General features: G+C 63.7%; 15 protein-coding genes and 1 pseudogene. 6 read left to right on the top strand and 10 right to left on the bottom strand.

Features of this window, described 5'->3' with window-relative positions; genetic code table 11:
* Positions 1-331 (bottom strand): cutinase family protein (locus QOC69_RS18950; RefSeq protein WP_526442361.1); only part of this gene is annotated, 331 nt, incomplete at its 3' end.
* A 612-nt stretch (positions 332-943) separates the two neighbouring features.
* Between QOC69_RS18950 and QOC69_RS18945 the strand changes: the two genes are divergently transcribed.
* Positions 944-1756, top strand: coding sequence for a hypothetical protein (locus tag QOC69_RS18945; RefSeq protein ID WP_526442359.1), 813 nt, complete (start codon positions 944-946; stop codon positions 1754-1756).
* Positions 1757-2076: 320 nt separating this feature from the next.
* On the opposite strand, the gene QOC69_RS18940 is transcribed toward QOC69_RS18945, so the two are convergent.
* Positions 2077-2958, bottom strand: a complete 882-nt coding sequence (locus QOC69_RS18940; RefSeq protein ID WP_526442357.1) for a nucleotidyl transferase AbiEii/AbiGii toxin family protein — start codon at positions 2956-2958, stop codon at positions 2077-2079.
* Complete coding sequence (locus tag QOC69_RS18935; RefSeq protein WP_526442355.1) at positions 2955-3512, bottom strand: type IV toxin-antitoxin system AbiEi family antitoxin domain-containing protein; 558 nt, start codon at positions 3510-3512, stop codon at positions 2955-2957. The genes QOC69_RS18940 and QOC69_RS18935 overlap by 4 nt, the downstream gene beginning before the upstream one ends.
* Before the next feature lie 327 nt (positions 3513-3839).
* Between QOC69_RS18935 and QOC69_RS18930 the strand changes: the two genes are divergently transcribed.
* Both QOC69_RS18930 and QOC69_RS18925 read left to right on the top strand, forming a co-directional pair.
* Positions 3840-4172, top strand: coding sequence for a hypothetical protein (locus QOC69_RS18930; protein ID WP_526442353.1), 333 nt, complete (start codon positions 3840-3842; stop codon positions 4170-4172).
* 100 nt (positions 4173-4272) lie between these two features.
* Positions 4273-4542: a hypothetical protein gene (locus tag QOC69_RS18925; protein ID WP_526442351.1), complete on the top strand. Its 270-nt coding sequence runs from the start codon at positions 4273-4275 to the stop codon at positions 4540-4542.
* Between the two features lie 981 nt (positions 4543-5523).
* Here QOC69_RS18925 and QOC69_RS18920 read toward each other — a convergent pair.
* The 4 genes and pseudogenes from QOC69_RS18920 to QOC69_RS18905 form a co-directional block, all read right to left on the bottom strand.
* Positions 5524-5949 (bottom strand): nitroreductase family deazaflavin-dependent oxidoreductase, encoded by a 426-nt coding sequence (locus QOC69_RS18920; protein ID WP_526442349.1) that lies wholly within the window; start codon positions 5947-5949, stop codon positions 5524-5526.
* A 47-nt stretch (positions 5950-5996) separates the two neighbouring features.
* Positions 5997-6557, bottom strand: coding sequence for a zinc-binding dehydrogenase (locus tag QOC69_RS18915; protein ID WP_526442347.1), 561 nt, complete (start codon positions 6555-6557; stop codon positions 5997-5999).
* 92 nt (positions 6558-6649) lie between these two features.
* A pseudogene (locus tag QOC69_RS18910) lies at positions 6650-6928 on the bottom strand (alcohol dehydrogenase catalytic domain-containing protein); the annotation flags it as partial.
* An 88-nt stretch (positions 6929-7016) separates the two neighbouring features.
* Positions 7017-7583, bottom strand: a complete 567-nt coding sequence (locus tag QOC69_RS18905; protein WP_526442345.1) for a TetR/AcrR family transcriptional regulator — start codon at positions 7581-7583, stop codon at positions 7017-7019.
* 371 nt (positions 7584-7954) lie between these two features.
* On the opposite strand from QOC69_RS18905, the gene QOC69_RS18900 reads away from it, so the two are divergent.
* From QOC69_RS18900 to QOC69_RS18890, 3 genes are all read left to right on the top strand, one after another.
* On the top strand, positions 7955-8446 hold the full coding sequence (locus tag QOC69_RS18900) for a hypothetical protein (protein WP_526442343.1): 492 nt from the start codon (positions 7955-7957) through the stop codon (positions 8444-8446).
* Between the two features lie 10 nt (positions 8447-8456).
* Entirely contained in the window at positions 8457-9737 is a 1281-nt protein-coding gene (locus QOC69_RS18895; RefSeq protein ID WP_526442341.1) for an acyl-CoA dehydrogenase family protein, read from the top strand.
* Between the two features lie 158 nt (positions 9738-9895).
* The gene (locus tag QOC69_RS18890; RefSeq protein WP_526442339.1) at positions 9896-10777 is read left to right on the top strand and encodes an alpha/beta fold hydrolase; all 882 of its coding nucleotides are present in this window, start codon (positions 9896-9898) and stop codon (positions 10775-10777) included.
* A gap of 52 nt (positions 10778-10829) precedes the next feature.
* On the opposite strand, the gene QOC69_RS18885 is transcribed toward QOC69_RS18890, so the two are convergent.
* The 3 genes from QOC69_RS18885 to QOC69_RS18875 form a co-directional block, all read right to left on the bottom strand.
* A complete protein-coding gene (locus tag QOC69_RS18885; protein ID WP_526442337.1) occupies positions 10830-11252 on the bottom strand; it encodes a PaaI family thioesterase in 423 nt (140 codons plus the stop codon).
* Between the two features lie 49 nt (positions 11253-11301).
* A complete protein-coding gene (locus QOC69_RS18880) occupies positions 11302-11559 on the bottom strand; it encodes a hypothetical protein (protein ID WP_526442336.1) in 258 nt (85 codons plus the stop codon).
* A gap of 42 nt (positions 11560-11601) precedes the next feature.
* Positions 11602-12268, bottom strand: a 667-nt coding sequence (locus QOC69_RS18875) for a Rossmann-fold NAD(P)-binding domain-containing protein (protein ID WP_526442335.1), incomplete at its 5' end; no start/stop codon positions are given.

Below are 12268 nucleotides of genomic sequence, written 5' to 3'. Positions count from 1 at the left end.
TGGAGCCGTCGTCGGTGTGCAACTGGAGGAGGCTTGCCTTGTAGTTCACCGCATACACACCGATGTTCATGCCGGTCTGCTGGCGCAGCGAGTCCACGAGGGCCTGGCCGACGCGCCCGACGCCGGCCGGTTCGTCGGTGCCGCGGGCGAAGGTCACCTCGGCGTCCGGGCAGTCGTCGGCGCTGGCCGAGGGGACGCCAGGCGAGACCGCGCTTGGCGCAATCAGCACAACACCGGCGGCCAGTGCTGCGGCGGCGCCCAGGCCGGTGCGTCGCAAACCGCGTGACCACGAATGACGCAACACCCAACGTGTGAGTTGGTGTTTGCTCATCGGCCAGATATTACCGAGAAACCGCGGGCAGGTTCACATCAGCGGGTCGTCCGCCCGCTAACTGACCGGATAGTCGGGCAATCCGCGGTCGGATCTGCGGACGCGAAGAGGGCGGCCTGCAAATCCGTTGACGAGCGCAAGGCTGTTGCCGGCTGTCCCCTGAATGACCGGGAATCGACCGGATGTGCCGAGTCGCCGCGGGACGGTCACGCGACTAAATCGGTAGGAAGCAATGACATCGGAATCCCTTGTAGCACAGGGGGATAACGGGGATCGAGAAGAATCCGCGAGAACCACCAAACCCAAATCCATTCGTCGCGGGTTCGAGCGCCGCCCGTCCCGCTTGAGCCCATTTCGGGGCGACTGCCGTGATCAGTCATCGCTTATTCACCGCACTGGCGTCCACAGACCGGCCGGTGAAACTCTGACCTTTGCTAGATATTAGGCAGCAACAGTTACTGCCTTGAGTACATCTTGAGGATCAGAGCTTTTCATCAGCTTAGAGAATTCTGTGCAAACACCGCTAATGTTCCCCCAACTCTTCTACGCTTTGTATCCGTCAAGCAGGTGCTCGGATCCAAGCGACAAATTGGGGAACTAAGGGGTCAAGTCATGGATAGAAAACGAATACTCGCAGCGTTCGCGATTGCGGTGACGGGGGCCGGCCTCACCGTCGGTCTGACGATGCCGGTGTCAAACGCCGATTCGTTGCCCAATGGGCTCACGATGACGTGTAGCCAGGACAGCGATATCCACGCGACCTGCATCATTGGTGGCTGCCCGCGCGTGAACGGCGACTACGTCGTTGATGCCGTGCACGTCACAGTCGCTGGCCAGATAACTAACAACGAGAGCCAGCACGAGTACGACTTCAAATGTATTAGCGGGCAGACTGCCAGGCAGGGGGTCAGTACGTCGCCCGGTAAGACGGAAACCATCTCGGCTCAGGGCTGCCGCAAGAATACGGGCCTCGGGGAGCACGACTGGTGCGGCCCCTGGTCGGCCTATAAATACACGGCGCCAGCCAAACCGCCTCCGCCTGTCGCGGCACCTCCGCCTGTCGCGGCACCGCCGCCGCCAGTCCAGTGCTCGGACGGTTCCACGCTTCCAGCAGGCTCGACATGCCCCGTGAAGAAGGTTGCGCCGACGAATGCCGTGACGATGAACGTCCAGAAGGGCGGTCTGCAGGCCAACGTCACCGTCGGGAACACGTCGGACCTGGCCGCTCAATGCACCTACGATGCGACGGAAGCCAATGGGCTGGGTCTGCCAGTTCACCGCGACTTCAGTCTTGCCGCCAAGGGAAGTACGACGCTGACCTTCCCAGCTCCGCTCATCGGCCAGTCGTGGCAACTGGTGGCGGCGTGCAACGCTCCCTTCGACGGGCAGACTGTCGAGATCGGTCGTGCCACAGGGAATGCTTAATCGGCAGATAACCGACATCGTTCTGCCACGGCCCGGCATCAGCACCGGGTCGTGGCAAGACGAAAAGCGGCTCGGTCGACGAGGATCCCCGTGTAGAGGACTCGCGTTGGATCTTCGGGAGGCACCCGATAGCCGCGGACTCGCGGGCCGCGATGTGTCCCCACGGGCTCGTGCCACGAGGTTGTCACAAAGCGCACGGCGCCACATCTGGTCATCGCTTATTCGGCGAGTATGAACGGGACTCGGTGGGAAAGGACAGTTCTCCCAATGAACGCTGTACGAACCAAAGTCGTTGAGCCGCACAGCATAACGAGCATCGTTCACTGACGAGAACCGTCAAAACCGAATCCGCTATTCGGGGCCCTTGAGGAAGACCGGATCGAGGTAGGAAGCGACGAGGGTGATCTGGTCGTCGAGGTTTTGCTCGCAGGCAGACTCGAGGTGTTCCTTGCGGCGCCATGCGGCCCATTTCGCTTGTGCGACTGCGCCGTAGCCGGCGAGGTGCGGTGCGACCGGTTCGAGAGTGACTCCGCGGTGGAGAGCGACTGCCCGGGCTTAGCGGAGAAGCTCGTCGGGGTCGATGCCGCCCCGTGCGAGCGCGACGATGTCGACGTAGTCACGCCAGCGCGTGCTTGTGATGCCGCGTTCGAGAATGGTGACCCCTTCTCGGCGATGGTCGTCTCAGGCGCGTAACCAAGCAGCGCGATCGGGTCGCTAAGGATTCGGTCGATGGTCACCTGTCGGGGCGGCGGCACAATGGGGTCTCCGGTGGATACGTCCCAGGCTGCAACGCCCTTCCACGGTCCGATCGATACGGCGACTCGTACGCGCAAGGCCGGGTAGGCGGCCTGCTCGCGGATCTCCTGCACGCTGATCGTGTCGAGGTCGAACACCACGCCGTCATCGACGTCGATCGCGGCGATGTCGCGGACCACCTGGGCGAGACGTTCGGCGGTGACGTTAGTGCTGATGGCGTTGGAGTCGGTGTCTTTCGTCGGGCGCCGTACCCCGTAGGCGGCTAACAGAATTCCGCCCTTGAGGACGAAGTCGCCGACGTGGGAGGTGCGGGTGAGCCGGTCGAGGAACGATTCGAGAGTGTGCCGGATCAGGTACTCCTGCGTCGGTGCGCTGGTCCCGCTCTTTGCCGCTGTGGACCGGGCCACGGACTGGATGCGGCGGAACACGTCGTCGCCTGAGCTCACCCCAGGATGTCCAATGCTTGCAGGACTGGGGATTTCGCCCGGGGTAGGCGAGAGGCGATCTCGATCAGCCGAGCCGGTTTGCCGCCTCGCCGGAGCCACTCTCGCAGTGCGTCGCGGGCCAGTTCGTAGCCGACCTCGCCGCGCAGCCGAAACGCGTCAGCGATCGACCGTTCGGGGGAGTAGATCCCGATTGTCTGGGCCGATCCCGGGATCGTGGTCTGCTCGCGGCCGATCTCGAAGGTGGCCCGGTCGAAGTGATGCCATGCGATCGCCCCGGTGCTGGCAGGTGTTCGCGATCCGCGGGGGATCGCTATGTCCAGCGCGGCGGGGATCGTGTCGGTGAGGTCGTGATGGGCGAGCGCCGAGGTGAGACAGATGGTGGCATCGGGGCGCCGTGTCGCGGCCTCGAGCTGATCCCAATCGGCGGCCGACACTTCGGCGGGCAGGTAGATGCCGCGGGCGATGCGGTCGAACCGACCGGCGCGCGCGCCGCGGTAGAGCCCGATGCGCGACAAGCCAGCCCGACCCGCCGTGCTCGGTGTCAGGGCATCCACTAGTGCCACCTCCTCTCTCAGCTATATGTTATGAAACGTATACAGATAATGCTACCTGTAGACGTTTCGTATCAATCGTCCGAATCTAAGGGTTGGTTGTCGGCCTGTCACGGCACTCGGTCCAATCCACGGACTTCTTCTCTGGCGAAATTCGCCACTCAGCACTCATGCGCCAGATCGAGCAACCCGGATACGACTACAGATAGCGGATTTCTTGCAGTCTATCGAGCTATAAGACGGGATATGGCAAACCAATTACGAAATATGCAGAGCCCGCGTAGCGTTAGCTGTAGCCCGTAGAACTACCGAGCCGACGAGGTGGGCATCATGAAACTCACGAGAATCGCCACCGCCATCGCCGCCACGGCCGCTGCGCTGACACTCGCCCCACCCGCGCATGCTGACGACCTATTCATGATCTGCCCATCGGGGCGCGCTGGGGTTGTCGCAGGCACACCGACCACATGCGCGTTCGCCGACAATGTGCGCATCGCCTGGTTCGGGCAGGCCGGTAACCCTGTGATCGCGTACTCGCCTGTCACCGACCAGACGTACCGCATGTTTTGTGTCGGGCACACCACCGTCACTTTCACCGACGGTCACATGGCTGACGCAGTCCATTGCGCGGGCGGCAACAACGCCGAGGTGGTGGTCTGGTGACCGGGTCCTATGGACGACGAGCAACGCCCGCTCGAATTCACCGCAGTCGCTGGGGATCGAAATGAAGTCGTTGGTGATTGCCGCTGTATTCGCTGGGACGGTGGGGTTCGCAGCAGGGCCCGGCGTCGCCTCCGCCGACCCGAGCGATAACGGCTGCGCCCATATCGGCACCCTCGGGCCGGGCGGCTACGGGCAGCCGGCGATCGAGTGCCAGAAGGTCGACGATCCGGCGAACCCACAGCAGTGGGTGATCATCCCCGACGTGGTGGTCGGCAACCCGTGTCCGGCAGACTGGCTGGGGAAAACCCACGAAGCGGTCGGGTTGAAGTGCACGCTCGTCGGCGGCATCCCCCGGTGGGAACAGGCATAAGGGACGACGCTAGATCCGAGGGAACGACACATGAGCAAGAAGCTGATTAGTGCAGCGTTCGCAGTCGCAGGTCTCGCCTCGGGCTCGCGCCGACAGCGCACGCTGACGGCATCAATATCGAAGTCTGCCGAGCGGTGATGGCATTGGGCGTCAATCCCTACAATCCGAGCGATAGCTACACCGTCAACATGCTTCAGCGGTACCCGGGACATGACATGTGCGACGGCGTCACCATTCCAGACAACTACTGACGGGTGATCCCGCGCACGAACCAGACGAATGGCGGATCGGCGACCCCATTTCTATGGGGCCAAAATGGGGCCAAACTTTCGGACCAGGTGCTCTGACGGGTCCAATTCGACCGGTCTGCAAGGCTCTGACCAGTGCAAACGAAATCTTGTCAGTGGCCTAAACCGCCTCACACTCGGAAGTTCGAGGCGTCGTGTCTGGGGCAGTCGCAGTCGAGCCCTGGCAGTCGCATATTGGCCACGCGTTGAGTGACGTGAGCCCCCGATGGCGCCACATCCGACGGCGCGCAGATGATGGCACCTGCCGGCGTCCGTGCTCAATGCCAAGGCGCTGCGCGGTCGGCTCCGCCGAGCATTCACCACCGACCACCGTCAGTGCGTGGCGGCATATGTGTCGGAGGTGGCAGCCAGCGTCAAGCAGAGAGCAGGGATAGGGGAGGCGCCCTCGGCGCAGATCAATCTTGGACTCTGCTCATGCAGATTTCGGTCATCGTTTATTCACCCAGTATGAACGGGAAACGGCCGGAAAGCGCGGGGTGTCTTTGGGAACGGGGGAAGCCCAATGCATTGCAGCACTGAGAAATAACCGGCTTTGGTGCGGGATGACGAGAACCGTCAGATACCGAATCCATTGGTCGCGGGTTCGAGCCCCGCCCGCCCCACTGAACAGCCCCACTGAACAGCCCCCACTGAGCAGTGGCGTCGGAGCACCAGCGGATTACGGGGTTTGGCTTCAGTCAATAGTCCTGACCAACTCAACGACCGGGATGATGCGCCGAGTCATGCGTTGGTAATCGCCGAATTGCGGTTCGAGGGCGCTCTGCTTCGCGTAGATGTCATCGCGTTCGGCTCCCTCTAGCGTGCGCGCTGTTGCCGGGAATGTTTCGGTGCCGAGTTCGACGATGACGTTCGGGTGGGCTACGAGGTTGCCGTACCAGTCGGGGTTCCTCTCGGAGCCGCCTTTGCTGGCGAAGACGAAGATCCGGCCGTCAAACAGCAGCGCCACCAGTGGCGAGATGCGCTCGGTCCCGGACTTCGCACCAATGTGGTGAACCAGAATCAGTGGCTTGCCCGAGAACACGCCGCTGGCCTTGCCTCCGGTGGCGCGGAACTCGCTGATCACCGTGCGGTTCATCTGGTCGAATTCGTGTTTGTCCATGATTTGGCCCTATCGATTGAGTCGTTCGATGCCCGTCGTGCCAACGCTCATGGCACCAGTAGCAGCTTGCCCACGGTCTTGCGGTTCTCCATGTCGGCGTGGGCCTTCGCCGCGTCGGCCAGCGGGTACTCGCCCCCGATCCGGACCTCGAGCTTCCCTTCGGCGATCCAGTCGAATAGTTGTGCCGTGTGGGCCCGGAGCAGCGCAGGAGTAGGTATGTGGTCGAGGAACACGGCATAGCCGATCTTGATGCTCTTCGGCAGGCTCATGATGTCGATCGGACCGGGCCCGCCGAGGACGGGGCTGTACCAGCAGAACGTGCCCGATCGGCGTAGCACGTCGAGTGACCCTTGGAACGTCGAGGGTCCGGAGCCGTCATAGACGACGTGCACGCCTTCGCCATCGGTGAGCCGCAGCGCCTCCTCTGCGAACCGGCCCTCGGCATCGACGACCACGTGGTCGGCGCCAGCCTCCTTGGCCGCGGGGGCCTTGGCCTCCGAGGAGACTCGGCCGATGACGTGGCCGCCGCGCAGCTTGATGATCTGGGTGAGCAGCAGTCCCAGGCCTCCGGCGGCCGCGTGGACGAACGCGGTGTCTCCGGGCTGCACACCGGGTAGAAGTCGGTCGCGAAGTGGCTTGCAGTGAGGCCCTGCATCATTACCGAAGCGGCCACGCGGTCGTCGATCGCGTCGGGGATCGGCACCAGCGAGGTGGCCGGAATCGCGATCCGTTCCGCATAGCTTCCTGGCGCGTACACCCAGGCGACGCGCTGCCCGGTTGAGATGCCTTGGACGCCCTCGCCCACCGTCAGGACGCGCCCGGCGCCTTCGACACCGAGAATCTTCGGATTGGGGACCTCGGTCCACGCCATGCCCTGTCGCACACCGATGTCCATGAAGTTGACGCCCGCGTGGGCGATCTCCACCAGTACCTCGTCAGGACCTGCGGTGGGGTCGGGACGCTCGACGTACTCCAGCATCTCCCGGCCGCCCGTGCCTGTCATCACCACTGCTTTCATGGATTCCTTCCTATCATGAATGATCATTCAATAAATCGGCGAATTCGGGCTATCGAATCGCCCTCAGTGCCATGTCGGCCAAACTGGTCAGGGTTTTGGGGCCCGCGCCGCCGCGCCCAGCGACACGGATGCCGGCGATGTTGGCGATGAGGAACTCGACGGTGGCTTCAGGATCGATGTCGACGGCCACGTCGCCATCGCGCTGCGCATCGCGGATGCGGCCGGCGACGGCCCCGCGCAACCCAGCACCTAGTACTTCGTCTATCTCTGTGAGGTCCGGCCGCGACGCGCCGAACTCACAGATCGAGCCGACGCCGAGACACGGCTGATCAGCTGTTTCGACCACTCGACGCAACATCGCCTCAATCCCGTCGATGGCTCGTGGTCCGCTGCGGAGGGCGTCGAGATGGGCAGCGCATTCGCCCATTCCGTAGCGCCGCACCGCCGAGCGGTAGAGCTGCCACTTATCCCCGAAGGTCGCGTATAGGCTCTGTCGTCCGATCCCCATCGCACCCACCAGCATCTGGGCGGAGCTACCCTCGAATCCATGCTCGCGAAAGACGCCAATCGCGGCGTCGAGCGCTGCGTCCGCATCGAACTCTCGGGTTCTGGCCATGCGCGCATCCTACAATTTCAGGAACGAACATTCAATAATTCTAGCCGAAGCTCTCGTATCGGCCGTCGAATTCGAGGGCAATGGCGCGGACCCGCGGCTCGGTGACCGGCCTCCCATGGTGCCGAGGTGGTGCGCGCGGATTCGACATCTTGGTGTTGAGGACGCGCCTTAGTCCGGTCAGTTCGACGCGGGACCAATGCACACTCAGGCAGTAACTTGGCGGCTCACGGCGGTTGGAGCGAAACCTCCACGGACGTGCTGTCGAACCCGACCGGCGCCACCATCGTCGACGGGTCGGGCCGAGGGGCGATCGTCGACGACGAGGCGCGGTATAGAGGTACCCGACCAGCGCGGTGCGTTAGCGTTGCGCCGTGCCAATGCTCGTTCACATCACCAACGAAGACGAGACCGAATCGGTCCGCCGGAGCGAGATCCGCATCGGCAAATACCGCGACGGCGTCTGCGCGATGCCGGTGTTGGAGAACGTCGTCGTCGGCAACCAGTGGCTGCGCGAGCTCAAGCGCCGGGTGTCCGGCTCACGCACGCTCTCGGCGGTCCACTTCCGCATCCCGGACAGCGAGATCGTATTCATGGGCCACTTCAGCCGGGAATACGTCGAGGTGACGGCCGCCGAGGCGGCCGGGGCGATCATGCACGCCGAGGACCCGTTGGGGCTGGAGATCATCATCCCGCGTGCGATCGCGGCGAAGGAGATTCACAAGATCCGTAGCGTGCCGCAGGTCGTCGGCTGGCGCTACGTTCCCGGTTCGAACCGGCGCAAGATGTGCGGCTGCCCCGCCTGTTGGCCCGCGGGCACGTACAAGTCGCGCATTTTTCGCCAGAGGTTCTACGACAAAGACTGAGGAGGCTTGCATGGCTTGGGATTTCAGTACCGAACCCGAGTTCCAGGAGAAGCTCGACTGGGTGAAGCAGTTCTGCGAGGAGAAGGTCGAGCCGCTCGATCACGTCTTCCCGCACGCGGTGCGCGTGCCGGTTCCCGCGGTCAAGGCCTACGTCCGCGAACTGCAGCAGGAGGTCAAGGACCAGGGGCTTTGGGCGATTTTCCTCGACGAGGAGCTCGGCGGCCCCGGCTTCGGGCAACTCAAGCTCGGTCTGCTCAACGAGATCATCGGACGCTACGCCGGCGCACCCCACATGTTCGGCGCGTCGGCGCCGGACACCGGCAACATGGAGATGCTCGCCGCCTACGGCACCGAAGAGCAGAAGGAGCGCTGGCTCAAACCGCTGCTGAACCAGGACATGTTCTCGGCGTACTCGATGACCGAGCCCCAGGGTGGCAGCGACCCCAGCCTGTTCAAGACTCATGCCGTCCAATACGGCGACGAGTGGGTGATCAACGGCGAGAAGTGGTTCACCTCGGCGGGCCGGGTCGCCGACATCCTGTTCGTGATGTGCACCAACGGCATGTTTGTGGTGCCGCGCAAGACGCCGGGCGTGGAGATCATGCCCGAGCCGCGAAACCACAACCACATCGTCTACACCGATGTGCGGGTACCCCTCGACCACCTGCTGGGACCGCCGAATGGTGCAAAGGTGTTGGCGCAGCGCCGACTTGGCGGTGGTCGCATCCACCACGCCATGCGCACCATCGCGCAGTGCAACCTTGCCTTCGACATGATGTGCGAGCGTGCGCTGTCCCGCGAGTCGCACGGCAAGATCATCTCCGAACACCAGATGGTGCAGGAGAAGATCGCCGAGTCCTACGCGATGATCAAGATGCTGCGGCTCTTCGTGCTCGAGACGGCGTGGAAGATCGACAACACCTCGACCCAGGAGGCGCGCACCGAGATCGCCGCCGTCAAGTTCACGATGGCCAAGGTGCTGCGCGAGGTGTCGTTCAACGCCCTTCACGTGCTCGGCTCGCTCGGCACTACCGACCTGACTCCGATCCAGGCGATGTACGCGGGCGCCCCGACCATGGGCATCGCCGACGGTGTCGATGAGGTGCACATCGCCACCGTCGCGCGCCGCGTGCTGCGGGACTACCGCCCGCACGAGGGCAACTTCCCGACCGAATTCCTCCCGTACAAGCGCGAGGAAGCGAAGAAGAAGATGCAACCTGTGCTCGCTGACCGCCCGGAGTTGGCCGCCGCAGCGGAGGCCTACCAGGAGTACATCAAGCAACGCGCCTGAGCGGGCTGACCTGCGATGGGAGGAAGTGCCTGTCAGCAGGGAGGAAGCCGGTCATGGCCGCGGCCCACCCGGTGCACAAGGGTGGTCTCAAACGCAGCTCCATTCGCGCGGCCGTCTCGTCGTCGGAGCCATGTTCCCGTCAAACCCGGAGTAAGGCGATGAACGACAACGGACTTCACGATGGCATCTACCCCTTCCCGGCCGGTATGCAGTCGCGGGAGATCGAGACCAACGCCGCCAAGTTCCACGTGCGCGTCGGCGGGCATGGTCCAGCGGTCGTCTTGCTGCACGGCTTCGGCACGACGGGCGACATGTGGGGTCATCTGGCGAGCGCACTCATCGAAGACCACATGGTCGTCGCGCCCGACCTGCGTGGGCTGGGCCTCTCGTCGAAGCCTGATCGGGGCTACGACAAGAAGAATCAGGCGGCGGACGTGGTGGGCGTCCTGGACGCCCTGGGTGTGGGTACGGCCGAATTGGTGACCCACGACATCGGCATCATGGTCGGCTACGCAGTTGTCGCCAGCCACCGCGAGCGCGTGAGCCGGTGGGTGGCGATCGACGTGCCGCTGCCCGGCATCGGACCCTGGGATCAGATAAAACAGGATCCGGCCATGTGGCACTTTGGCTTCGGTGGTCAGGACATGGAGCGCCTGGTCGCCGGCCGCGAGCGCATCTATCTGGACCGCTTCTGGAACGATCTCTCCCGGGACCCGACGCGGTTCGATGAAGCGAAGCGCCAGCACTATGCGGCGCTCCATGCGCAACCCGGCGCAATGCGAGCGAGCTTTGCCCAGTTCCTGGCGTTCAGCCAGGATGTGGCCGACAACGCGACGTTCCTTGCACAGGGCAAGCTTCAGATGCCGGTCTTGGGCATCGGTGGCGAAGCCACATTCGGCCCCATGATCGGCGCGGTGCTGCGGTGCGTCGCCGATGACGTCGAAGATGTGATCATCCCGGATTGCGGGCACTGGATCACCGAAGAGCAGCCGCAGGCGACGACAGACCTGGTCGTCGACTTCCTGCGCCGGGCGCGGTGAAAGGCGTTCTCTGCCTTCGAGGCCCACCTCCGACGTGTCGAACTGCGACGGGTCACGAGTCGAAGATGGCCAGCGTGCTAGAGGCTGTAGCGACCACGGCGCCCGAGGCGTCCGATACACGGCCTTCGGTGAAGCCGATCCGTGAACCGGCCTTTATCACCGTGCCGGTTGCAGTGAGCAATCCGTTGCCGAGCCGAACTGCCTTGAGGTAGTTCACCTTGATCTCTACTGAGGTGCAGCCGCGGCCCTGAGGCAACGTGCTATGTAGTGCAAGGGCGGCCACGGAGTCGAGCAGGGTGCAGACCAGACCGCCATGAACGACACCGATCCCGTTGCACGCGGATTCGTCTGGCTCACAGGTGAACACGACCCGACCCGACTCCGCCGAGACGATGTCATACCGCATCAACTGACAAATGGGTGGCGGCGGAAGCGTGCCGTCGATCATCGCCCGCAGGTAGTCCAGACCGGCCATCGTCTGACCTCGGGCGGTGCTGGGTCCGGGATCGTGCCAGGTCACTAGCCTAGATTTCATAGATCTCGTCGTATTCGAGTGTCGCGAGGTTCTCGATGACGAACGGTAGGGTGGCGTCGATTATTTTGCGTACGGCGTCGATGCTGGGTCCTTCGAGGATGAAGTAGAACCCTGGCCCCGCGGAACGCCGGTATGCGGACTTGATGAGGCCCTCGGCCTTGAGTTCAGTCATGACCCGCACCTCGTCGTCGAGGTGTTGTGCCAGCGCTTCTGGCCGAGTTATGGAACCTTTGGCGATCACGATCATGTGGTCTTCTCCTACTGACGGTTGATCCGCGTGTTGGCGGTGCTAGCCGGCGAACAGCGCGACGTGCTCGTTCACCCAGTCCTTGACCGACCGGGGGGCGTGGCCGGTGAGGTCATGGACGGTGGGAGTGGGTACCGCGTAGACGTTGTCCCGGGTGATGTCGTCGACCCCTATTAACACATCGATGAGAAGGGCTGGTACTCCGGCAGATTCGAGCACGGCGCGCTGCTGGGCTTCGGTTCGGGCGTGATACTCGACGCGGGTGCCCTGCGCTGCGGAGAGGTATTCGGCGACTTCGCCCATCGTCACGGCCGCGGGTCCGGAGATGTCATAGGTCTTGCCAACATGACGGTGGGGGTCGTCGGTGAGGATGACTGCGAAGACCGCCGCCACGTCGCAGGTGTCTATCAGGGCCACCCGGCCCGCACCGCCAAGGCCACCCCACGCGCCCGAACGCACGAAGTTGGCGGCGAGTTTCAGCAAGCTGTCGGTGAAGGTGGTGGGACGCACCACCGTTGCCGCGACGCCTGTGCTGGCGAGGTAGGCGTCGATCTCGGTGTGCCACCGCACGACGTTGGCAGAGTGGGTGCCTCCCGCACCGCCGACCGACAGATTGACCAGATAGGGCACCTCCGCGCCGATGGCGGCGTCGATGAGGGCGATCTCGTCACGCACCTGACGGTCGGTGGTCCCATAGCTCAAATAGGCC

It is taken from the genome of Mycobacterium sp., from assembly GCF_032162105.1.
Taxonomy (GTDB): Bacteria; Actinomycetota; Actinomycetes; order Mycobacteriales; family Mycobacteriaceae; genus Mycobacterium.
This window is presented reverse-complemented; position numbering and strand designations above follow the sequence as displayed.